This window comes from Thermus sp. NMX2.A1, from assembly GCF_000511705.1.
GTDB classification, from domain to species: Bacteria; Deinococcota; Deinococci; order Deinococcales; family Thermaceae; genus Thermus; species Thermus scotoductus.
On the sequence record NZ_ATNI01000075.1, the window covers coordinates 15,120 to 34,723 of the forward strand.

The 19,604-nt window shown below is 65.3% G+C and carries 24 protein-coding genes and 1 tRNA gene; 9 read left to right on the top strand and 16 right to left on the bottom strand.

Annotated features, from left to right (window positions below):
- Positions 1-4: 4 nt before the first annotated feature.
- From rsmA to TNMX_RS08730, 3 genes are read right to left on the bottom strand one after another with little or no spacing between them, the layout of a single operon-like run.
- Positions 5-823, bottom strand: coding sequence for a 16S rRNA (adenine(1518)-N(6)/adenine(1519)-N(6))-dimethyltransferase RsmA (gene rsmA / locus TNMX_RS08720; RefSeq protein ID WP_038031329.1), 819 nt, complete (start codon positions 821-823; stop codon positions 5-7).
- Complete coding sequence (locus TNMX_RS08725; RefSeq protein ID WP_038031332.1) at positions 813-1,562, bottom strand: metallophosphoesterase; 750 nt, start codon at positions 1,560-1,562, stop codon at positions 813-815. Before TNMX_RS08725 ends, rsmA begins: the two co-directional genes overlap by 11 nt.
- Positions 1,559-2,203: a Rad52/Rad22 family DNA repair protein gene (locus TNMX_RS08730; protein ID WP_015716522.1), complete on the bottom strand. Its 645-nt coding sequence runs from the start codon at positions 2,201-2,203 to the stop codon at positions 1,559-1,561. The genes TNMX_RS08725 and TNMX_RS08730 overlap by 4 nt, the downstream gene beginning before the upstream one ends.
- A gap of 80 nt (positions 2,204-2,283) precedes the next feature.
- Here TNMX_RS08730 and TNMX_RS08735 point away from each other — a divergent pair, with 80 nt between their 5' ends.
- On the top strand, positions 2,284-2,628 hold the full coding sequence (locus TNMX_RS08735; protein ID WP_081892773.1) for a hypothetical protein: 345 nt from the start codon (positions 2,284-2,286) through the stop codon (positions 2,626-2,628).
- A gap of 37 nt (positions 2,629-2,665) precedes the next feature.
- A tRNA-Ala gene (locus TNMX_RS08740) sits at positions 2,666-2,741 on the top strand.
- Between the two features lie 42 nt (positions 2,742-2,783).
- Here TNMX_RS08740 and TNMX_RS13345 read toward each other — a convergent pair.
- From TNMX_RS13345 to TNMX_RS08760, 4 genes are all read right to left on the bottom strand, one after another.
- Positions 2,784-3,893 carry an ABC transporter gene (locus TNMX_RS13345; RefSeq protein ID WP_253269385.1) on the bottom strand — a complete coding sequence of 370 codons (1,110 nt, stop codon included), beginning with the start codon at positions 3,891-3,893 and terminating at the stop codon, positions 2,784-2,786.
- Positions 3,894-4,121: 228 nt separating this feature from the next.
- Positions 4,122-6,017, bottom strand: coding sequence for a hypothetical protein (locus TNMX_RS08750; RefSeq protein WP_038031338.1), 1,896 nt, complete (start codon positions 6,015-6,017; stop codon positions 4,122-4,124).
- A gap of 9 nt (positions 6,018-6,026) precedes the next feature.
- On the bottom strand, positions 6,027-6,731 hold the full coding sequence (locus TNMX_RS08755; protein WP_038031341.1) for a WecB/TagA/CpsF family glycosyltransferase: 705 nt from the start codon (positions 6,729-6,731) through the stop codon (positions 6,027-6,029).
- Entirely contained in the window at positions 6,719-7,435 is a 717-nt protein-coding gene (locus TNMX_RS08760; protein ID WP_038031343.1) for a 2-phosphosulfolactate phosphatase, read from the bottom strand. The genes TNMX_RS08755 and TNMX_RS08760 overlap by 13 nt, the downstream gene beginning before the upstream one ends.
- A gap of 27 nt (positions 7,436-7,462) precedes the next feature.
- On the opposite strand from TNMX_RS08760, the gene TNMX_RS08765 reads away from it, so the two are divergent.
- From TNMX_RS08765 to hisH, 4 genes are read left to right on the top strand one after another with little or no spacing between them, the layout of a single operon-like run.
- Positions 7,463-8,398 (top strand): thiamine-monophosphate kinase, encoded by a 936-nt coding sequence (locus TNMX_RS08765; RefSeq protein ID WP_038031345.1) that lies wholly within the window; start codon positions 7,463-7,465, stop codon positions 8,396-8,398.
- A gap of 13 nt (positions 8,399-8,411) precedes the next feature.
- Positions 8,412-9,464 (top strand): histidinol-phosphate transaminase, encoded by a 1,053-nt coding sequence (locus TNMX_RS08770; RefSeq protein ID WP_038031347.1) that lies wholly within the window; start codon positions 8,412-8,414, stop codon positions 9,462-9,464.
- Positions 9,457-10,041 (top strand): imidazoleglycerol-phosphate dehydratase HisB, encoded by a 585-nt coding sequence (gene hisB / locus TNMX_RS08775; protein ID WP_015716529.1) that lies wholly within the window; start codon positions 9,457-9,459, stop codon positions 10,039-10,041. The genes TNMX_RS08770 and hisB overlap by 8 nt, the downstream gene beginning before the upstream one ends.
- 3 nt (positions 10,042-10,044) lie before the next feature.
- Complete coding sequence (gene hisH / locus TNMX_RS08780) at positions 10,045-10,641, top strand: imidazole glycerol phosphate synthase subunit HisH (protein ID WP_038031349.1); 597 nt, start codon at positions 10,045-10,047, stop codon at positions 10,639-10,641.
- Here hisH and TNMX_RS08785 read toward each other — a convergent pair.
- From TNMX_RS08785 to purE, 4 genes are all read right to left on the bottom strand, one after another.
- A complete protein-coding gene (locus TNMX_RS08785; RefSeq protein ID WP_038031351.1) occupies positions 10,606-11,532 on the bottom strand; it encodes a carbohydrate kinase family protein in 927 nt (308 codons plus the stop codon). The genes hisH and TNMX_RS08785 overlap by 36 nt on opposite strands.
- Before the next feature lie 270 nt (positions 11,533-11,802).
- On the bottom strand, positions 11,803-12,939 hold the full coding sequence (locus TNMX_RS08790) for a phenylacetate--CoA ligase family protein (RefSeq protein WP_038031353.1): 1,137 nt from the start codon (positions 12,937-12,939) through the stop codon (positions 11,803-11,805).
- Between the two features lie 38 nt (positions 12,940-12,977).
- On the bottom strand, positions 12,978-14,081 hold the full coding sequence (locus TNMX_RS08795) for a 5-(carboxyamino)imidazole ribonucleotide synthase (protein WP_038031355.1): 1,104 nt from the start codon (positions 14,079-14,081) through the stop codon (positions 12,978-12,980).
- The gene (gene purE, locus TNMX_RS08800) at positions 14,078-14,572 is read right to left on the bottom strand and encodes a 5-(carboxyamino)imidazole ribonucleotide mutase (protein WP_038031357.1); all 495 of its coding nucleotides are present in this window, start codon (positions 14,570-14,572) and stop codon (positions 14,078-14,080) included. Before purE ends, TNMX_RS08795 begins: the two co-directional genes overlap by 4 nt.
- Before the next feature lie 47 nt (positions 14,573-14,619).
- On the opposite strand from purE, the gene TNMX_RS08805 reads away from it, so the two are divergent.
- Both TNMX_RS08805 and TNMX_RS08810 read left to right on the top strand, forming a co-directional pair.
- Positions 14,620-15,576, top strand: coding sequence for a sodium-dependent bicarbonate transport family permease (locus TNMX_RS08805; protein ID WP_038031359.1), 957 nt, complete (start codon positions 14,620-14,622; stop codon positions 15,574-15,576).
- Between the two features lie 3 nt (positions 15,577-15,579).
- Positions 15,580-15,882, top strand: coding sequence for a P-II family nitrogen regulator (locus TNMX_RS08810; protein ID WP_038031360.1), 303 nt, complete (start codon positions 15,580-15,582; stop codon positions 15,880-15,882).
- Here TNMX_RS08810 and TNMX_RS08815 read toward each other — a convergent pair.
- Entirely contained in the window at positions 15,879-16,409 is a 531-nt protein-coding gene (locus TNMX_RS08815) for a DedA family protein (protein WP_038031362.1), read from the bottom strand. The genes TNMX_RS08810 and TNMX_RS08815 overlap by 4 nt on opposite strands.
- Before the next feature lies 1 nt (position 16,410).
- Entirely contained in the window at positions 16,411-17,106 is a 696-nt protein-coding gene (locus TNMX_RS08820) for a membrane protein (protein ID WP_038031402.1), read from the bottom strand.
- 232 nt (positions 17,107-17,338) lie between these two features.
- Here TNMX_RS08820 and TNMX_RS08825 point away from each other — a divergent pair, with 232 nt between their 5' ends.
- Positions 17,339-17,740 (top strand): metal-sulfur cluster assembly factor, encoded by a 402-nt coding sequence (locus TNMX_RS08825; RefSeq protein WP_015716540.1) that lies wholly within the window; start codon positions 17,339-17,341, stop codon positions 17,738-17,740.
- Positions 17,741-17,778: 38 nt separating this feature from the next.
- Here the strand turns inward: TNMX_RS08825 and TNMX_RS08830 are convergent, their stop codons facing one another.
- From TNMX_RS08830 to sppA, 3 genes are all read right to left on the bottom strand, one after another.
- A complete protein-coding gene (locus TNMX_RS08830) occupies positions 17,779-18,090 on the bottom strand; it encodes a hypothetical protein (protein WP_038031364.1) in 312 nt (103 codons plus the stop codon).
- Positions 18,091-18,209: 119 nt separating this feature from the next.
- Positions 18,210-18,647 (bottom strand): RDD family protein, encoded by a 438-nt coding sequence (locus TNMX_RS08835; RefSeq protein ID WP_038031367.1) that lies wholly within the window; start codon positions 18,645-18,647, stop codon positions 18,210-18,212.
- Positions 18,641-19,573 carry a signal peptide peptidase SppA gene (sppA, locus tag TNMX_RS08840; RefSeq protein ID WP_038031369.1) on the bottom strand — a complete coding sequence of 311 codons (933 nt, stop codon included), beginning with the start codon at positions 19,571-19,573 and terminating at the stop codon, positions 18,641-18,643. Before sppA ends, TNMX_RS08835 begins: the two co-directional genes overlap by 7 nt.
- Between the last annotated feature and the right edge of the window lie 31 nt (positions 19,574-19,604).

Sequence of the window (19,604 nt, forward strand, 5' to 3'; positions counted from 1 at the left end):
GACATTACACCCTGGTGTAGAGAAGGTCCTTGAGCCTCTGGAAATAGGATAGGTCCAGGGCCTCCGCCCGAATATCCGGGGAAAGACCCAGGCTCCTAAGGGCCTCCTCCACCTCCTCCTTGGGGTACCCGGCGGCGGTGAGGGCGTTTTTCAGGGTCTTGCGCCGCTTGGAAAAGGCGGCCTCGAGGAGCTGGAAAAGGGCAGGATCGTCCGGCACCTTCCTGGGGGTGAGGCGCACCAGGCTGCTCACCACCTTGGGAGGGGGAAAGAAGGCTCCGGGGGGCAGGTCGAAGAGCTTCTCCGCCTGGGCGTGGTAGGCCACCCGTAGGGAGAGGAGGCCGTAGGAAGGGGTATTGGGCCGGGCCGCCATGCGTTCGGCCACCTCCTTCTGCACCAGAAAGACCAGGCGGGCAAACCGCCCGGTCCTGAGGAGGCGGGTGACCAAGGGGGTGGCGATGTTGTAGGGGAGATTGGCCACCAGAAGGCTATTTTCCGGCACCTCCTCCCAGGGGTAGGCGAGGGCATCGGCGAAGAGCAAATGGACGGGAAGACCCCTCAGGGTTTCCTCCAGCACGGGCTTGAGCCGCAGGTCCTTTTCGATGGCCGTGACCTGGGCTCCCGCCTCCGCCAGGGCCCGGGTGAGGACCCCAAGGCCAGGCCCCACCTCGTAGACGGGGCCGGTGAAGGGTTTGGCCGCCTCCACGATGCGCCTTAGGTGGGCTTCCGAAACCATAAAGTTTTGCCCCAGGCGCTTGTCGGCGAAAAGCCCGTGGCGCTTCAGGAGTTCCCGTATGCCCTTCGGGGAGGTGAGGTTATTGAGCATGGCTCAGGCGCTTGACCACGGGGTGCAAGGGCTCTTCCTCCGGGAAAAGCTCCAGGTACTCTCCCAGGTCTAGGGCGTCGATGAGGGCGAAGCGTTCCTTTAGCAGGATCCCCTCCTTCATGGGCACATGGCCGTACACGCCGTAGCGGTAGCCCATCCGCTCCACGTAGTCGGGGGTGCGGAACCACCAGGTTTTGGGCTCGCTTTGGGCGTAGAAGAGCTCGTCGTACTCCTGGAGCCAGGGCACAGGTCCCACGTGGGCGAAGTGCACCCCATGGAAGACCACCTCCCGGGGGAAGCCCGCTATCCAGCTCCTTAGGGCCTCGGGAAGGGGGCGCCCCCCGTGCTCGGGATGGAACTCCAGGTGCTTGAGGTGCTGGTTTCCCAAGATGGGTTCCCCTTTTAGGACCGCCTCGTCGTGGTTGCCCAGGAGGATGGTCACCTGCCCCTGGGCTGCCTCCTGAAAGGCCTTTAGCCGGAATAGCTCCCGAATCTGAGCCCCTGCCGCCAGGCGCAGGTGGTTTGGGTCCAGGGGGTCGAAGGGGCTAAGCCCCGTCAGGCGTTCGTAGTCCCTGGGGGTCTTGGGGTGGACCAAGTCTCCCAGGAGGACCAGATAGGTCTTCCCCGAAAGGAGCTCCCCCGTGGGCTTAAGCCCGGCATCCGCCAGTCCCTCTGCCTTGAGGATCCGCCAAAGGGCGGGGAAGTTGGCGTGAAGGTCCCCGACGGCGACGATTCTCATCCCTTAAGCAGGGCCCTGAGCTCCCCGTAAAGCCGCTTGGTTTCCTCGGGGGTTTTGCCATAGCCGCCGTACCTGGTAACGATTTTGGCGGCCTCCTTGCCCAGGCCCTTTTCCTTGAGCCTTTCCAGAAGCTGGTCGATGAGCCGGTAGGCCTCGGGCTTTTCCTCCTCGAGGCCCTCCTCCTCGCCAGGGGAGGGTTCGGGCAGCTTGGGTGGGGTGAAGCGGCCCTTCTCCGGGTCGTAGTCCACCCACTGTTTCTCGAGGCGGTAGAGGTACCGGCCCACCCCGAACTTCACCGCAGCCCTCTTCAAGGCATCAGAGAAGGCCGCCTTCAGGGAATCCCCTTCCCCCACGTCCTCCTTGGTCACCCCCAGGACCGTGAGGCGGCACTTCACCTCCACCAGGCGTTCCCGCCGCTCCCCCCGCTCGTCCCTCACCGCACGCTCGGCGTCGGCCAGCACCTCGTAGGCGTCCTGCCACCCCTCGGGACCCACCACCCGGTCCAGCCGGTCCAAAACAGTGCGGGCATCCACATAGGGGACCACCAGGGCGCGTTTTTTATCCCGGGAGAGGGCCTCGATGCGCCACTGCACCTCGCCGGGGGGGAAGGGTTCGGAGAGTTTTTGCCAGACTTCGTCCATAGCTAAAGTGTACTTTAGGCCACCCTCAGGGGTTAGGGGAAAGGATGGGTTAGGCTAAGGCCATGCGCAGGATATTCGGGATGCTACCCTTGCTGGTTCTGGCCTGGGCCCTCGAGGTGAATCCCTCCGGCTCCATGGAACTCCGCATCACCGCCACCCTCTCCTTTAACCTTTTCCCCCAGGCGGTGGTGGTGGAGCGCCTTCCAGAGCCCCAAGGGCTCGTGGTGGTTTACCGCTACTCCCAGGCGGGGGCGATCTTCCGCTACCACGACGAGGACCTCCGCCGCCGGGGCTGGGTGCGGGTCAAGTACGAGGTGAAGAAGGACGAGTGGAAGGCGGAGTACAAGAAGGGTAAGGCCAGAGCCAAGCTTTCCGTGAAGGACAAGAAGGGCCGGGTGGAGGTGCGGCTTAAGGAAGGGGACTAGACAAGGCCAAAGCCCCCCGCTACCATATAGGGCGCGTGGGGCCGTGGCGCAGCTGGGAGCGCGCCTGAATCGCACTCAGGAGGTCACGGGTTCGAGTCCCGTCGGCTCCACCAGAAAAACCTCCCGCCTGGGCGGGAGGTTTTTGCTTGCGCTGCCTAGTAGCCGGTGGCCGAGCTCGGGTTCAAGAGGGGATGAAGGCTCTGGGGGGCCAGGGTAACCCGGGCGGGCTGGACGAAGCCCAGGGGTAAGGGGGTTGCGTCAATGGTGGCCACGGCGGAGAGCACCTTGGTGTTGCTGGAATCGTAGTAGAGAGGATAGTCGTTGGGGCCCGGCACCAGCACCGAGGAGCAGGCGATGGTCACGTCGGTCATGCCCTGGGTGATCTGGTGGGGGCGCAAGGAGGCCTGGGGCAGGGTGTTGTAACCGCAGTCCACTGCCTGGCCGGTGTTGGTCATCACCGCTCCCATCTTGCCCAGGAAGTCGTTCTCCAGGGTGATGGCGTCGTAGTAGCCCTGCCACTCCCCGATGAAGACCACCCGCCCGCCCTCGGAGGCGAACTGCTTGAACACGTTGATCTCCCCGTTGGTGAAGGTTTCCCTGGGGTTCCAGAGGAAGATGACCTTGACGTCTGCGGGGAGGGCGGTGATGGAGCCTGCGGTGGACCCCAGTTCCTCTATGGCAAACCCTTCCCCAGCGATGATGCTCCGCATGGTGGAGAGGTTGCTGTCGTTGCATTCCCCGGTGCCGCCGCAGGCCGAATCCCTCCCGCGGTCAAAGAGGACCTTGGTGCCGGTTCCCCGGGGGCCGGAGGTGGTGTAGTTGACGAGGTTCTTCACCATGAGCTTGTTGTTGTCGTTGGCCATACCGGTGTTGTCGAAGGGGTTGATGTCGTTGAAGACCACGATGTCCTTGCCCGGGGGTGGGGGGGTGGTGCCGCACCGGTTCACGACGAACTCCGTGTGCCCCTGGGCCTGGTTGAAGTTGTAGCTGGGGGTCATGAGGAAGGCGTGGCCGGCCACGTGCAGGGTGTCCCCGGGGTTGGCCCCTAGGTCGGCCAGGGCGAAGGCGTAGGTGAAGGTGCCCACGTAGGGATCGTGTACCGCCTGGGCGGGGAAGTCCCACCAGTTGCCGGGAGCGGAAGTGCCCGCGTAGGCATGGCTTTCCGTAAGTTGCCAGGGCGAAACCCCGGAAAGCCGCACGAAGAGGGTGTCCTGGGTGTTCCACACCAAGAGGGTACCCACCTGGCCCAGAGGGGCCTCCGTCACTTTTCCACAAGCCTGTGCGGGGTCGCCCCCGGCGTCGTCCCGTGGTCCTGGAACCGCCATGTTGGGCTTGACCCCCTGGGGGCTGGAACAAGCGCCCAACGCCGCCACCAACGCCACAATACCCAAACGCCAATGCCGAGAAATGCCCATACGAATACGCCTCCAATCCGGTCCAATGAGACCAGGATTAGGGTAAACCCGACCCAGCGTTACAGGGCCGTTACAACGTTACCGGCTTTCTAAGAGCCAGTTCACCAGGGCGTTCACCACGTCGTTATCCGCCAAGAGCTCTGGGGCTTCCGCCACCTTTTGGAAGAAGGAGCGGACCATTTCCAAGGTGGGGTTCTTCAGCAGTTCCTGGACGCTCTTTCCCGCATAGGGACCCTGGGGGAGGGGGGCGGTGAGCCGGGCGCTGGTGGCCAGAGGGGCAGCCTCCTTAAGAGCCTCCAGGGTCCTTTCCAGAAGGAGCCGGTCCCCATCCGGGCCCAGGGTTTCCCTGGGGGTGAGGAGGAGGTTCCCGGAAAGGTCCCGCACCTCGAGGCCCAGGGCATAAAGCTTCCGGGCCAGGCTTTCGGGTCCCACCTCCAGGGGGATTAGGGCCTGGGCCTCGCCGTAGCGCACCTCCAGCACGTACCTGCCCGGCTCGGGCAGGCTGACCGCAGGGGCCACCTCCTCGAGGGCGGCGGTGAGGGGAGGGAAGCCCAAGGGCTTCTTCTCCTGGGCCACCAGGGCACCTTCCTTGTAGAGGAGGGTTTGCAGCTCGTGCCGGGGAAGGTAGGGGCTTCCCGTGAGCTTGACCTCGGGGAAGACCGCTTCCCCAGCGTGGAAGGGCCTGGCCTCCAGGTCCCCGGGGATCAGGGAGAGCTTTTTCACCTCCAGAGCAAGCCTTCCCTCTTCCTGATGCAGGGCCCTCCTTGCCGCCTGGGCCAGGGGATGCCGGGGATGGGTTTCCAGAAAGGCTTGGTAAAGCCCCTTGGCCGGAAGCCCTGCCCGTTCCGCCACGTAGGCTCGGAAGAAAAGGGCCAGGGGCTCAGTTCGCCCCTCCAGGTCCTTTAGGGCCTCGGGGAAGTCCTCCCCCTCGTCCAGCCTCAGGGCCCGGTCGTAGGCGGCCTTGGCCCCCAGGAAGTCCCCGTAGATGGCCTTAAACAGGCCCAGGTTGTAGTAGGCGGTGGCGTTGGGCATGAGCTCCACCGCCCGCTTTGAGGCCAGGATGGCCCTGGGGAGATCCCCCGTGAGGTAGTAGGCCCAGCCCAGGTTGGTCCAGTAAAGCCAGTAATCCGGCCTGAGCCGGATGGCCTTCAGCAGGGCGTCCCTGGCTTCCTCTCCTTTTTCGTCGGCGAAGGCGGCGAAGCTCACCTCTTCCCACGCCAGGGGAAGTTCGGGGAAGGCTTGGGCCAGGGTGCGGGCTGCTTCCTTCCAGCGGGGGTCCTCGAGGGTTCTAAAGACCAGTTCTGCGGCGGTCTTTTCCAGGACATCCCCCTTCAGGAGGGTTTCCGCCAGCTTGAGGGCTTCCTCCCGCTTGCCCTGGGAGAGGAGGGCGAAGGCCTGGTAGGCGGGAGGGAGCTTCCCTTGCCAGAGAAGGAGGAGCCTTTCCGGAAGGACCCCTACTAAAAGCCCGCTTCCCCGCCCCTCCTTGAGGTCCAGGGCAGATTGGTGGAGGGGATCGGGGTTTTCCCCGTGGGCCAGGGTCCTGAGCTCCTCCTCGGAGAGGGAGGGGTAGAGTAGGGCGCTGAACTTTTGGGCTAGACCCTCCCCCTGGAGCCAGAGCCAGGCCAGGTCCGGGGTGGCGAACCGCCCCTCCTTGACCCCATCCTTCCGGGCCAGGAAGAGCCTCAGGCTCCCTTCCTCCTGTTTGCCCAGGAGGACCCATTCGGCCCCTGTGGCCGCCTGGACCAGCCGGGCTCCCGCCCGGCTGTAAAGTCCTCCGGCCAGGTCGTAGCTGCTCCGCCAGGGCAGGTCGGGAAGGAGAAGGGCCAGAAGGGTGGGGGGAGGGGTCTTGAGGCCTTGGGCGAAGGCCTGGGCCAGGCGGAAGCCCTGGGGGCCTTCAAAGGGCAGGACCAGCCCTTGGGCCAGACCGAGCCCCAGGAGAAGGAGAAGGGCGAGGAAGCGCCTTGGGGTCACCATGGACGCATTCTAGCGCCTTTCCTTGAGAACCATATAAGCGAAGCGGAAAAGCCTGGGAACCCTTTTCCAACGCTTGGGGTCCAGGCCCACCCGGAGAAGCCACTCCAGGCCGAGCCTCTGCGCCCAGGCCGGGGGGCGTCGGGCCTCGCCGGCCAGCACGTCCAGGGTGCCACCTACCCCCATGGCCACCTTGGCCCTCAGGTGGGCCTTGTGCCGGTGGATGAAGGTTTCCTGCCGTTCCCCCATGCCCACCAGGAGGAGGTCCGGGGCCTTTTGCCGGATCTCCTCCACCACCCCTTCCTCCTCCTGGAAGTAGCCGTGGTGGTACCCGACCACCTCCGCCCCGAGCCGCCTGGCCTCGAGGGCCGCCCGCTCCGCCACCCCGGGCCTGCCCCCCAGGAGGTAGACCCGGATACCGGGGAATCGGCTTAGAAGGGTCAGGGTGAGGTCCACCCCGGTGACCCGCTCCTTAAGTTCCAGGCCCAAAAGCCTTTTAGCAGCCCAGAGGATGCCCACCCCATCCGGGGTTACCAGCTCCGCCTCGAGGATGGCTTGCCTGAGGGCTTGGTCCTCCTGGGCCCGCACGGCGATCTCCGGGTTCAGGGTGACCACCTGGTGGGTGCCTTCCTCCTTTAGGAAGCCCTGGATTCGGGCCAGGCCCTCCTCCATCCCCACAGGGTCCAGGGGAAGGCCTAAGAGTTCTACCCGTTCCATGCCACAAACCTCTGGGCGTAGCGGTCCTGGGTCAGGCCGAACTCCGCCTTGGGGAAGAAGCGTACCCCGGCAAGCCTGGGCACCACGGGATCCACCCCGATGAGGCTTGCCCGCGCCAGCTCCTCCGTGCGCCCCTCCTTGTGAAGGGCCTGGCCCTCCGGGCTTTGGAAGAGGGCCTCCTGGGGATCGGGGAAGGCCTTGAGGAGGGCGGTGGCCAGGGTGGTGGGGCCATCGGGGGAGAGGCGCTTCTGCAAGAAGCCGGCGGCCACCACCGCCGAGAGCAGGGGCTCCGGGGCCCCGGAGGGTCGGAGCACCAGCCCCTTTAGACCGCGAAGGGCTTCCAGGACCGCTTTGGCGTTGCGAAACCCCGCCACGTACACCTCCTCCTCCCCATGTAGGAGGCTCGCGTTGAGGAGGGGAGCCACCAGGATGGCCTTTTTCCCCGCCACAGGGGTGCTTTCCAAGTCCACCAGGGAAAGCCGGCCGTGGAAGCCCTCGGGAGGGAAGCCTTCCACCTCGCCCAGGAGAAGGACCCCTTGTCCCAGTTCCTGGGCCAGAAGGCGGGCCACCTTGGGCCCTGGGGCCACCCAGACCTCCAGGGCTCCTTGGGCCAGGAGCTGGGTGAGGAGGCTCCCTGCAGGGAGGACCTCCACCAGGATCAGGGGGCCGCGGGCCGGCGTAAGGCAAAGGTCAACCCGGCACACCCCGCCATGATACCCTAGCCTGGGCGTATGCGGCTTAAGGACTTGGGCGAGCGGGCGCTTCTTGGGAAGCTTGCCCCCATCGGCTATCCCCCAGGGGCTCCCTTGCCTCCCGGGGATGATGCCGGGGGGGTTTGGGTGGGGGAGGTAGCCTGGCTTTTGAAGACGGATGGCTTTCTCTACCGGGAAGTGGCCCTCCTGGGGATGGGGCCCTTTGAGGTGGGCTTCCGGGGGGTGGCGGCCACGGCTTCCGACCTTCTTTGCAAGATGGGAAGGCCCTTGGGCTTTACCCTAGGGCTTTTTCTGCCCCCGGATTTGGAGGAGGACTTCGCCCTTGAGCTGGTCAAGGGTGCGGCGGAGGCGGCAGGGCGGCTTGGGGCTGTGCTCCTTGGGGGGGACACCAACGCCGGCGAGGAGGTGGCCCTCACCGTTTCCGGCTTCGCCCAGGCGGAGGTTCCCTTACCCCGGAGGGCCCTTCCGGGGGACCTCCTCTACCTGGCCGGGGATCGCTGGGGCAGGACGGGGGCGGCCATACAGGCCCACTACCAGGCCCGGGACCTCGGGGCCTATCCGGAGATCCGGGAGGCGGCCTTCTACCCTTTGCCCCGGCTGGAACTCTTAAGCCTCAAGGGCCTCCTCCGGGGTGGCTTAGACTCCTCGGATGGCCTGGCGGAAACCCTTTGGCAACTTTCCGAACAGGGGGTGCGGGTGGACCTCGAGGCCCTTCCCCTTTACCCCGATGTGCTGGCCTTCGCCGGGGATGAGGCCCTGGCGCATGAGCTGGTCCTTTACGGGGGAGAGGAGTTCGAGGCGGTGCTGGCGGTGCCCCCGGAGCAGGAGGCCCAGGTCCTGGCCCGGGCGAAGGAGGTGGGGCTTCCCCTTTTCCGCGCCGGACAGGTGTCCGAGGGGGAGGGGGTGTACTTCCTGGGCGCACCCGTAAAGCGGCGGGGTTACGCTCACTTCTAGCTATACTTGACCCATGCGGGCCTTTAAGGCGCACCTCCGGGGTATCTCCCCCTATCCCTACAAGAAGGTGGATGCCCCGGTGAAGCTGGACCAGAACGAAAGCCCTTTTGACCTTCCCCAGGCCCTGAAGGCGGAGGCCCTGAGGCGCCTGGCCCACCTTTCCTGGAACCGCTACCCGGAGATCCACGCCGAGACCCTGCGGCAAAGGCTTGCCGCCCGGGTGGGATGGCCGGAGGAGGGCATCGTCCTGGCACCGGGTTCCAACCTCCTCATCCTGGCCCTGGCGGTGGCGGCGGAGGAGGTTTTGGATGTAAGCCCCTCCTTTCCCCACTACGCCCATGCCGCCCGGGTGACGGGAACCCCTTACCGGGCCATACTCCTGGAGGCAAGGGAGGAAGGATTCGCTTTGCCTTTGGAGGAGCTTCTTTCCGCCTTCCAGGGCGGGGTCTTCTTCCTGCCCAACCCCCACGCCCCCACGGGGACCCTTTTCCTCGAGGAAGCCCTTTGGGCCTTGGCCGAGAGGGCCAAGGAGGTGGAGGGGCTTTTGGTGGTGGACGAGGCCTACCGGGAGTTTGCGGGCTCGGACTTTAGCCCCTTGGGGCGGGAAAACCCCCATGTGGCCTTCTTGCGCACCTTTTCCAAGGCCTTCTCCCTGGGAGGGGTGAGGGCGGGTTATTTGTTGGCCTCGCCGGAGGTGGCCGCCCTTGTCCGCGAGGTGCTTCCTCCCTTTGTCCTTCCCGCCCACACCGGGACCATTCTGGAGGTGGTCCTGGAAAACCCCGGCTACGTGGAGGCGGTGGCGGCCCACGTGCGAGCCGAGCGGGAGCGGGTTTATGCGAAGCTTAGGGGCCATCCCACCTGGCAGCCCTATAGGAGCCACACCAACTTCCTGTTGGTGCGGACCCCGGATGCTGAGAGGGCCTTCCGCCACCTTCTCGCCCAGGGGATACTGGTGCGAAGGCAGGACCACTACCCAGGCCTTTTTGGGTGCATCCGGGTGACGGTGGGCTCCAAGGAGGAGATGGACACCTTTTTGAAGGCGGCCTTTGAGGTGGCCTATGCGTGAGGCTTCCGTGGAACGGGCGACCGCAGAAACCTGGGTGCGGGTGCGCCTGGGCTTGGATGGACCCCCTGGGGGTAAGGTGGCCACGGGGCTTCCCTTCCTGGACCATATGCTCCTCCAGCTCCAGCGCCACGGGCGTTTTCTCCTGGAGGTGGAGGCCAGGGGGGACCTCGAGGTGGACGTGCACCACTTGGTGGAGGATGTGGGCATCACCCTGGGCCAGGCCTTAAGGGAGGCTTTGGGGGAGGGAAGGGGCGTGGAACGCTACGCCGAGGCTTTTGCCCCCATGGACGAAACCCTGGTGCTTTGCGTCTTGGACCTCTCGGGAAGGCCCCACCTGGAGTACCGTCCGGAGGAGTGGCCCGTGGTGGGGGAGGCGGGCGGGGTGAACCACTACCACCTCAGGGAGTTTCTAAGGGGGCTCGTCAACCACGGCCGCCTCACCCTGCACCTTCGGCTTCTTTCCGGCAGGGAGGCGCACCATGTGGTGGAGGCCAGCTTCAAGGCCCTGGCCCGGGCCCTACACCGGGCGACCCGGATCACGGGGGAGGAGCTTCCCAGCACCAAGGGGGTGCTTTAGGGCATGAAGGCCCTGCTCATCGACTACGGTTCGGGGAACCTCCGAAGTGCTGCCAAGGCGTTGGAGGTTGCGGGCTTTGAGGTCAGCGTCTCCTCGGATCCCCGGGCGCACCTCGAGGCCAGCCTCCTGGTCCTTCCCGGCCAGGGCCACTTCGGCCAGGTGATGCAGGCCTTCCGGAATAGCGGGTTCGTGGACCGGGTCCTGGCCCACCTGGAAAGAGGCCTTCCCTTCCTGGGCATCTGCGTGGGCATGCAGGTCCTGTACCAGGAGAGCGAGGAAGCCCCGGGGGTCAGGGGGCTGGGCCTGGTGGAGGGGGTGGTGAGGCGTTTTACCCAGGGCCGCGTGCCCCAGATGGGGTGGAACCGGGTGCGCTTCGCAGGCGCCTTCCAGGAGCTTTCGGGGCGCCACTTCTACTTCGCCAACTCCTACTACGGCCCCCTTACCCCCTATTCCCTGGGCCGGGGGGAGTACGAGGGCACCCCCTTCACCGCCTTGCTGGCCAAGAAAAACCTCCTGGCCCCCCAGTTCCACCCGGAAAAGAGCGGGAAGGCGGGCCTGGCCTTTTTAGCCCTGGCCCACCGCTACTTCCAGGTCCTCTAGCCGAATGAGCCTGCCCTGGGCGCCGATGGCGGTGGCGGCCAAGGCCCCGGCCAGGTTGGCCAGCCTGCCCGCCTCCAGGGGGCTTTTCCCGCTCAGGATGGCGTGGGCGAAGGCGGCGGTATAGGCGTCTCCGGATCCCGTGGAATCCACGATGTCCTCCACGGGGAAGGGTTCGATGAGCTCCTCCCCTTCCGGGGTGACCACGATGGAACCCATGGCCCCCACCTTGATGACCAGGTGGTGGAAGCCCTCTTCCCGGAGGCGGGCCACCCCCTCGGAAAGGGAGGAGGCCTCCGTCAGGGCCATAAGCTCCGTCTGGTTCATGAGAAGCCAGCTTACACCTCGCAGGTACCTTAAAAGCTCCCTGCCCGCCGCCCGTACCGCCCCGGTTCCCAGGTCGGCGAAGATGGGCATCTCCCGCTTCCTGGCAGCCTCGAGGACCTCCACCGCGTAGCTCCGGCTAGGGCCTCCCACCAGGGCGTAGGCGGAGAGGACCACGGCGTCCGCCTGGTCCAAGAAGCGGGGCTTGAAGAGGGAGGGATCCAGGTAACGGCTTGCCCCCTCGGCGCTCACCATGGCCCTTTCCCCCCCTGGCACCAGAAGGATCAGCACCGAGCTGGTGGTGTGGTCGGGGTCCTCCTGAAGGTGCCTCAGGTCCACCCCCACCTCCCGCACCCGGGAAAGGGCCAGCTCGGCGAAGGGATCCTGCCCCACCCGGCCAGCCAGGTAGACCCGGTGGCCCAGGCTGGAAAGCTGCGCCGCCAGGGTGGCCCCGGCGCCCCCCGGTTTCATCAGGGCACGGCGGGAGGGAACCTCCTCCCCCGGCTCCGGTATGCGCTCCACGAAGAAAAGCAGGTCCACGGACACGTCGCCCACCACGAAAAACCGCATCTTGCCTCCTTCCCACAAGGCACAGGGTTTGCCCTTACTATAACGCAAGGGCCCCGTTGCTTTGGGGGGAGTATACCCCGGGGTTATGAGAAGAATATAACAAGTGGCCTTACAAGGATGGTCTTGAACTCTTTCTCGCCGTACCGCCCTCCATGGGTGCCCGAGAACATCCCTTGGAGAAGGGATATACCGGGGTCCCCACCTGGGCTCCTGCCCAGGTGGGGTGGCATTACGGGGCCCCCACCTTAGCGGAAGCTAAGGGGAGATAGTTTAAAAGCGACGGTCCACCACCAGACCGCCTTCCAGCTCCCCCACCAGCTCCACCTCGTCCACCTTCAGGCCCGTGGCCTTGGTGATGGCCTCCAAAAGCCCTGGCGGCACCTTCTCCGCCTTAAGCCGGAGAACCAGCTTGTCCGTGCCCTCCAGCTTCCTTTCCACCACCACCTGGAAGCCCCTAGGGTCCAGGCCGAATCCGCCCAGGATGGGGGCGAGTTCCGTGGGGTAGAGCTTTACCCCCTTCACCTTCACCATCTGGTCGGTGCGGCCGAAGACTCCCTGGGGCAGGACGGTGAGCCCTTCCCGCCTTTCGGCCACGGCCAGGTCCCCGGTGCGGAAGCGCACCATGGGCATGAGGGTACGGCTCAGGGCGGTGACCACCAGTTCCCCCTTTTCCCCGTCGGGCACAGGCTTCAGGGTCTCGGGATCCAAGACCTCCAACACCGCCATCTCCGGGATCTCCCAAAGCCCGTCCTTGCTAAGCCTTTCCCCGGCCACGATCCCGAGCTCGCTGGTGCCGTAGGCGTCCAGGGCGGTGCATCCCAAAAGGGCTTCCACCTTTTCCCGGAAACCGGGGACGGAGGTGAAGGGTTCTCCCCCTGCCAGGAGGAGGGCAAACCGCCCCCCCGCCTGGCCCACCTTGAGGGCGAAGGAGGGATTGGTGACCAGCACGTCAAAGCCATAGGTATGGCCGATCTCGGCGATGCGGGAGGCCTCTCCTGGTCCGTGGGGGAAGACCAGGTTCCCCGCCCGCCAGAGGGCTTGGTGGAAGAGCCATCCCCCAGCGAAGACGTGGTAGCTGAAGGCCACCAGCACCTTTTTGCCGGTGAGGCCGAGCCTGCGGTAGTGTTCCGCCAGGGCCTCGGTCTGGTAACGGAGGTCCTCCTGGGAAAGGTACTCGGGCATCCAGCCCATGAGGGGGCTTGGGGTCAGGTGCATGAGGCTTGCCCCTTCTGGGGGCCTGGGGTTTTCCTTTAGGTAGGCCACCCATTCCTCGCGGGTGGTGAGGGGAAGCTCCCCGAGGTTTTCCAGGGTGACCTCCTCCGGGTGGACTCCTTTGAATTTCTCCCGGTAGACGGGGTGTTCCTTGGCCGCGCGCACCACTTCTTTAAGCCGAGCGTTTCGGTCCATAGCCTGCCTCCTTCCCGCTCCCGCAGGGAACACCGGGATTATACCGGTTTGGGAGCCTGGGCCAAGGCGAGGAGATGGGGAAGGTCCCGGGCCAGATCCTCCCAGGTGTCCCGCCGCAGGGTGATGTGCCCCACCTTGCGTCCCGGGCGCACCTCCTTGCCGTACCAGTGCAGGTGGGCTCCGAAAAGGGCGAGGACCTGGGGGAAGTCGGGCTTCACCCCAATGAGGTTGGCCATGGCGCTATGGCCCCGCGGGAGGGTACTTCCCAAGGGGAGGCCCAAAAGGGCCCGGAGGTGGTTTTCAAACTGGCTGGTCTCGGCGCCCTCGAGGGTCCAGTGGCCGGAGTTGTGAACCCGGGGGGCCATCTCGTTGAAGAGGAGTTCCTCTTCCACCTGGAAGAGTTCCAGGGCCAGCACGCCCGCGTATCCCAAAGCCTCCATGGCCTTCCTGGCAAAGGCTTCCGCCTTCTGCTGCAGGGTGGGGGAAACCCCTGGGGCCGGGGCCAGGGAAAGGCGCAGGATACCCCCCTGGTGGCGGTTTTCCACCAAGGGATAGAAGGCCACCTCCCCGGTTCGGCTCCGCACCCCCAGGATGGAAAGCTCCCGCTGGAAGGGAACGTACCCCTCGAGGATCAATCCCCCTCCCCCCAGGGCGTGGAAGGCCCTTTCCGCCTCCTCCCATGAGGTGAGAAGGGCCTGGCCCTTGCCGTCGTACCCGCCCCTGCGGGTCTTGAGGAGGGCGGGGAAGCCCAGGGCCTCGAGGCCTTCCCTAAGCTCCCTGAGGCCATCCACCCGGCGAAAGGGAGGGGTGGGTATCCCCAGGCTGTGCATGAAGGTCTTTTCCGCCAGGCGGTCCTGAGCCACCTCCAGGGCCTTGGGCGGGGGAAGGACGGGAAGCCTTGCCTCAAGGAACCGGGCGGCTTCCACCGGCACGTTTTCGAACTCATAGGTGACCAGCTCAAGCCCCTCAGCAAAGCGCCGGAGGGCTTCTTCGTCCAGAAAATCCCCCACCACCAGCTCCCCCACTTGCCCGGCGCAGGCCTCGGGGGAGGGGTCCAGGAAGCGGAAGGAAAGCCCCAGGGGATAGCCCGCCAGGGCCAGCATCCTCCCCAGCTGGCCCCCGCCCAGGATGCCCAGCTTCATCCTTCCTCCCGGGGGTCGGGGTGGGCCAAGACGGCCTCCGTCTGGGCCTTGCGATAGGCCTCGAGGCGCTCCATCACCTCAGGGTAGGAGAGCCCTACGATGCTGGCAGCCAGGAGAGCGGCGTTCACCGCTCCCGCTTTCCCGATGGCCAAGGTTCCCACGGGGATGCCGGCGGGCATCTGCACGATGGAAAGAAGGGAATCCAGGCCCTTCAAGGCCTTGCTTTCCACCGGCACCCCCAGCACGGGCAAAGGGGTGTGGGCGGCGGTCATGCCGGGAAGGTGGGCAGCTCCGCCAGCTCCGGCGATGATCACCATAAGCCCCCGCTCCTTGGCGGTCTTGGCGTAGTCCGCCATCAGGTCCGGGGTGCGGTGGGCAGAGACCACCCGCACCTCGTAGGGGATGCCTAGGGTTTCCAGGGTTTCCGCCGCATGGCGGAGGGTTTCCCAGTCGGACTTGGAGCCCATGATGACGCCCACCAAAGGCCGCATCGTACCGGATTGTACCAAGCCCTCCCGCCTGTGGTAAAAGGCAGGCCATGGATGCCTTGGAGCTCCTTCGGCTCAACCTTTTTTCGCCCATGGTCCTGGCCTTCGCCCTGGGGATGGCGGCCCGGCTTCTTAGAAGCGACCTCGCCTTCCCTGAGGCCATGTACACGGCGCTTTCCATCTACCTGCTCTTCGCCATTGGCTTCAAAGGGGGGGTGGAGCTTTCCAAAACGCCCCTGACTATCGTGCTTCTTCCTGCCTTGGCCACCCTGGGTTTGGGGCTTTTCCGGCCCCTTTCCAGTTATTTTCTGGCCCGCCGCTTTCTGGTCCTGGGCCGGGTGGATGCTGGGGCCCTGGCCGCTCATTACGGCTCGGTTTCCGCGGTAACCTTCCTGGCAGCCCTCACCTTCGCCCAGGCAGTGGGCCACCGGCCCGAGGGGTTTTTGCCCACCCTGATGGCCCTTTTGGAGGTGCCCGGCATCGTGGTGGCCCTGCTTTTGGCCAAGCGGGGGGGTGGAAACCTGGGGGAGGCCTTCCAGGAGGTCCTCACCGGGAAGAGCGTGGTCCTCCTGGTGGGTGGGCTTCTCATCGGGGCCCTTTCCGGCGAGGCGGGGATGGAACGGGTAAAGCCCTTTTTTGCGGATCCCTTCTACGGGGCCCTCACCCTTTTCCTCATGGACCTGGGGATGGTGGCGGCCACGAGGTTCGCCACCTTAAGGCAGGTGGGCTTCCGTCTGATCCTCTACGGAACCCTCCTTCCCCTCTTTCACGGAGCCGTGGGGGTCTATGTGGGGCACCTGGTGGGGTTTTCCGTGGGCGGGGCCACCGTCTTGGGGGCCATGGCAGCTAGCAGCAGCTACATCGCTGCTCCCGCTGCCGTGCGCATCGCCCTGCCCGAGGCCAACCCCAGCCTGTATCTGGCGGCAAGCCTGGCGGTAACCTTTCCCTTTAACCTGGTTCTGGGTATTCCCATCTACCACACCTTGGCTCAATGGATGGGGGGGTGAAGCATGGACCTGGTGCCTTTGAAGCTGGTCACCATCGTGGCGGAAAGCATCCTGGAGAAGAAGCTGGTGGAGGAGATCAAGCGCCTGGGGGCCAAGGGGTACACCACCGTGCCCGCCAGGGGAGAGGGTTCCCGGGGCATGCGCAGCCTGGACTGGGAGGGCCAGAACATCCGCCTGGAAACCATCGTTCCCGAAGAAGTGGCCCTCAGGATCCTGGCCCGCTTGCAGGAGGCCTACTTTCCCCATTACGCCGTGATCGCCTATGTGGAGAACGTCTGGGTGGTGCGGGGGGAGAAGTACATCTAGGCTTTGGGCTTTCGGCGCAGAAGAGGAAGAAGGGCGAGGAGGAGCAGGATAGGCCAGAGGAGCCAGGCGGGAAGCCTTTCCCCCAGGAAGTAGGCGAAGAGGACGAGCCCCTGGGTCCAGAGGAGGCTTCCCAAGGCGGCTAGGAGCAGGTAGGGCAGCCAGGGAAAGCCCAAGGTCCCAAGCAAGAAGGGCACCGCCGTGCGCATGCCCGGCACAAAAGGGGCAAGGAGGAGGGCCGAGGGGCCGAAACGGCTTAGGAGCTTGATGGCCCGCTCCCTTAGGTGCTCGGGAAAGCGCTCGAGGAGCCTTTGGCCCAGGATCCGCCCCAGGCCGTACCCCACCGCGTGTCCCAGGTAGCTTCCCAGGAAGAGGAGGGGAAGGAGGGGGAAGAGGCTTAGCCTTCCCTCCCCGGCCAGGGCTCCCAAGGCCAGGAGGAGGGTGTCCCCTCCGGGCACGAGAAGGCCGAAGGGGAACCCCACCTCCAAAAAGAGGAGAAGGGCCGGGAGAAAGTAGGTCCAGAGGCTCATCCTATGAGGGTTGGGCCGCGGGCTTGCGCAAGGCCCAGAGGCTTCCCAGAAGGAGCACCGCCAGGATGAGGAGGCTGAAGGCTTCCTTGTCCAATCCCACGGCCAGCTCGGGGCGGTGGAGAACCTCCTTGGTGAGCTTGTCCCAGCCGCCCACCAGGAGCTTCACCCCCGCAAGCCCCACCACCACGTAGGCCAGGTGCTTGAAGCGAGGGTAGCGGTCCAGGAGGGTGACCACCAGACTGGCCAGCATCCTGAGGGCCAGGATGCCCAGGAAGACCCCGGTGTAGATGACCCAGAGTTTATCGGAAAGGGCCACGGCCACCAGAACCGAGTCCACGGCGAAGGCCAGGTCCATGAGTTCCACCTGGGCCACCGTTTTCCAAAACTGGGCGGCGCTCACCTCCAATGGCGGGGCTGCATGGGCTCCCTCCGCCCTGAGGAAGTGCTTCAAGGCCACGTAAAGCAGGTAAGCAGCGCCCAGCACCTGGACCCACCAGAGCTTGATGACCAAGGCGGCGAAAAGAAGGGCGAGGCCCCTGAGCACGTACGCTCCCAGGATGCCGTAGAAGAGGGCCCTACGCCTGAGGTGAACGGGTAGCCTTTGGACGATGACCCCCAGGATCAGGGCGTTGTCGGCGGACAGGATGACCTCGAGGGCCACCAGGATTAGGATCACCGAGAGGACACTGGTTTCCATGCTCACCTCCCAAAAGATAAAGACCACCGCTTAAGCGGTGGTCTTGCCCGGGCTTTCCGCCCCCAGCCTCCCGGGGCCCGTGCCCGTCTTGACGGAAGGCTGGCCTTGGGGCTACTCCCCAACCGGAAGACATTGTGCCACACCCGTGGCGGTTTGGCCAGGACCAGGAAGCTTTTGGGGAATGGTGAGGCCGGGTGGGCGGGATGCTGGGGGAAGGGGTATCCTGTAAAGCATGGACGAGAGGCACCGCGAGGGTTTGCCGGAGGGGCAGGCTGGCTTGCAGGAAGGGAATGCGAACCAGGCGGGGGGCAAAGAGGGTCTGCCCACCAAGGAGCAGGTCCTCGAGGCCTTGAAGGTGGTCTACGACCCGGAAATCCCCGTGAACATCGTGGACCTGGGGCTGGTCTACGATGTGGAGATCCACGAAAACGGGGTGGTGGACCTCACCATGACCCTCACCGCCATCGGCTGTCCCGCCCAGGACATGGTGAAGGCGGATGCGGAAATGGCGGTGATGCGCCTTCCCGGGGTGCAGGGGGTGAATGTGGAGTTCGTTTGGACTCCTCCCTGGACCCCTGCCAGAATGACCGAGGAAGGCAAGCGCATGATGCGCATGTTCGGGTTCAATGTGTAGGGGGCTCAGCTGGGTGGTATAGTGGGCCTCGCATGGTTTCAAGCCTCGTTTTCTTCCTGCATGGGGTCCACTCCCCAGGTTTCCAGGTAGAAGGCTCTCAGTTCCTCGGGCGATATCGGGGAGATTTCCCGTGGAAGTGGGCTTCCGGTTCGGAACCTCATGGCATACTCTTCTATTTCCTCCAGATTCTTCCCGTTCACGCCATGGGCCTGGGCAAATAGGGCAAGGAGGCTTGCCTCAAGGTGAGAGGGAGGGTCGGAGAGAGCGATGGCCAGGGCTTCCTCCCTGTCCTTCCCTGCCATGAGGGCATAGAGGAAAAGGCCCGCCGCAACATCCGTAAGCCTATCCATACATCCTCAGGGTAGCCCCTTGCCTGTTTTCCGTCGGACGGAAAGCCCTACCCCACCTTTCCCCTTGTTTCGGGGATGGATCCAGAGGGGTGCGGGGGGTTTCTGCGGCCCTGCCCGGTTTACGGGGCCTCATCTTCGGACCTGGCACTGGCTGGGCCTGAGCGCACCACCAGGGTGTCGGCGATGAGGTCATGCCAGGCCTGGCGCTTAGGGTGGAAGAAGGCCCAGAGGTAGCCCAGGAGGAGGGGCAGGGTGGAAAGGGTCTTGCCTACCACCTCCCGCATAAAGGCGGTGAGCCAGTCCACAGGCTGGCCGTCCGTGCGGACCACCTTGAGGCCCAGGGCCATTTTTCCTGGGGTTGCCCCATACAATGCGGTGAGGATCACGTAGTAGGCCCAGCTGGGTATCCAGTTGAAGAGGAGGTCCTGGACGAAGGTGGTGGTTTGCGCCAGGGGGTTTATCCCGGCCAGGGCCATCAGGAGGAAGCTCAGGGGAACCAGGATGAGGCCGTCAATAAGGGAGGCCACGAGCCTGCGCCAGGGGCTAGCGATCACCATAGTCCTCCTCCCAGGTAGCGGTACTCGAGGCGAAACCGGTTCTGGCCGAGCAGGGAAACTAGCTGCTCGGTTTCCGAGGAAAGGCCCAGGGGAAACTCCTCGCCCAGAAGTCCGTCCAGCAGTCCTTTAGGTTTCACATAGCGCACCAGGCGGAACCCCTCCAGGCCGGCCAGCTCCGCGGCCCGCTTGGCGGCGTCTTCCAGGTAGCCTTCCCGGTCCGCAAGCCCAAGGGCGATGGCCTGGGTTCCCGAGTAGATGCGGCCATCGGCCAGTTGCCGCACTTTGTCCTTAGGAAGGTGCCTTCCCTCCGCAACCCTGGCCACGAAAAGCTCGTACGCCTCGCGCATGTAGCCCTGGATGAGGGTTCGCTCCTCCGGGGTGAGGGGCCGGAGGCCGGAGCCCATACCCTTGAGCCGGCCTTCCTTGAGGACCTCCACTTGAACGCCCAGTTTGGCCAGTAAACCCTGGACCTGGGGAAGGGTGGCGATAACCCCGATGGAGCCGGTGACGGCGGTGGCCGGGGTGAAGATCTCGCGGGCGGCGGTGGCCACGTAGTAGCCCCCGCTGGCGGCCACGGTGCCGAAGGCAGCCACCAGGGGCTTTTCCCGGGCCAGGTCCTTCAGGGCGCGGTGGATGGCCTCGGTTTCCGTGACGCTACCCCCAGGGCTATCCACGAAGAGGACCGCGGCCCGGATGCCGGGATCCTCCCGGGCCTGGCGGATCTTGGAGAGGAGGTCCTCGAGGTCCTTCCCCATGGGGATGCTGCCCACCACCTCCAGGAGGACGACTTTTTCGCCCCGGCCGTACAGGGTGGCTTCCCGCCAGGGGTGGCCGGTTTCCCGGGATTGGATGAGGCGCCCCAGGCCCACCACGAGAAGGGCCACCGCCACGAAGAGGAGAAGGGCCAGCCAGCGTTTTCGGTTCATGGTTCCAAAATAGCACAAGGGTATGCTGAGC

Bases quoted from the DNA above. Each gene is read 5' to 3' on its own strand.
- sppA (WP_038031369.1), bottom strand. From the start codon at position 19,573: ATGAACCGAAAACGCTGGCTGGCCCTTCTCCTCTTCGTGGCGGTGGCC.
- rsmA (WP_038031329.1), bottom strand. From the start codon at position 823: ATGCTCAATAACCTCACCTCCCCGAAGGGCATACGGGAACTCCTGAAG.
- TNMX_RS08825 (WP_015716540.1), top strand. From the start codon at position 17,339: ATGGACGAGAGGCACCGCGAGGGTTTGCCGGAGGGGCAGGCTGGCTTG.
- TNMX_RS08795 (WP_038031355.1), bottom strand. From the start codon at position 14,081: ATGAAGCTGGGCATCCTGGGCGGGGGCCAGCTGGGGAGGATGCTGGCC.
- TNMX_RS08770 (WP_038031347.1), top strand. From the start codon at position 8,412: ATGCGGGCCTTTAAGGCGCACCTCCGGGGTATCTCCCCCTATCCCTAC.
- hisH (WP_038031349.1), top strand. From the start codon at position 10,045: ATGAAGGCCCTGCTCATCGACTACGGTTCGGGGAACCTCCGAAGTGCT.
- TNMX_RS08755 (WP_038031341.1), bottom strand. From the start codon at position 6,731: ATGGAACGGGTAGAACTCTTAGGCCTTCCCCTGGACCCTGTGGGGATG.
- TNMX_RS08835 (WP_038031367.1), bottom strand. From the start codon at position 18,647: ATGGTGATCGCTAGCCCCTGGCGCAGGCTCGTGGCCTCCCTTATTGAC.
- TNMX_RS08735 (WP_081892773.1), top strand. From the start codon at position 2,284: ATGCTACCCTTGCTGGTTCTGGCCTGGGCCCTCGAGGTGAATCCCTCC.
- TNMX_RS08790 (WP_038031353.1), bottom strand. From the start codon at position 12,939: ATGGACCGAAACGCTCGGCTTAAAGAAGTGGTGCGCGCGGCCAAGGAA.
- TNMX_RS08820 (WP_038031402.1), bottom strand. From the start codon at position 17,106: ATGGAAACCAGTGTCCTCTCGGTGATCCTAATCCTGGTGGCCCTCGAG.
- TNMX_RS08750 (WP_038031338.1), bottom strand. From the start codon at position 6,017: ATGGTGACCCCAAGGCGCTTCCTCGCCCTTCTCCTTCTCCTGGGGCTC.
- TNMX_RS08815 (WP_038031362.1), bottom strand. From the start codon at position 16,409: ATGAGCCTCTGGACCTACTTTCTCCCGGCCCTTCTCCTCTTTTTGGAG.
- TNMX_RS08805 (WP_038031359.1), top strand. From the start codon at position 14,620: ATGGATGCCTTGGAGCTCCTTCGGCTCAACCTTTTTTCGCCCATGGTC.
- purE (WP_038031357.1), bottom strand. From the start codon at position 14,572: ATGCGGCCTTTGGTGGGCGTCATCATGGGCTCCAAGTCCGACTGGGAA.
- TNMX_RS08810 (WP_038031360.1), top strand. From the start codon at position 15,580: ATGGACCTGGTGCCTTTGAAGCTGGTCACCATCGTGGCGGAAAGCATC.
- TNMX_RS08830 (WP_038031364.1), bottom strand. From the start codon at position 18,090: ATGGATAGGCTTACGGATGTTGCGGCGGGCCTTTTCCTCTATGCCCTC.
- hisB (WP_015716529.1), top strand. From the start codon at position 9,457: ATGCGTGAGGCTTCCGTGGAACGGGCGACCGCAGAAACCTGGGTGCGG.
- TNMX_RS08725 (WP_038031332.1), bottom strand. From the start codon at position 1,562: ATGAGAATCGTCGCCGTCGGGGACCTTCACGCCAACTTCCCCGCCCTT.
- TNMX_RS08730 (WP_015716522.1), bottom strand. From the start codon at position 2,203: ATGGACGAAGTCTGGCAAAAACTCTCCGAACCCTTCCCCCCCGGCGAG.
- TNMX_RS08765 (WP_038031345.1), top strand. From the start codon at position 7,463: ATGCGGCTTAAGGACTTGGGCGAGCGGGCGCTTCTTGGGAAGCTTGCC.
- TNMX_RS08785 (WP_038031351.1), bottom strand. From the start codon at position 11,532: ATGCGGTTTTTCGTGGTGGGCGACGTGTCCGTGGACCTGCTTTTCTTC.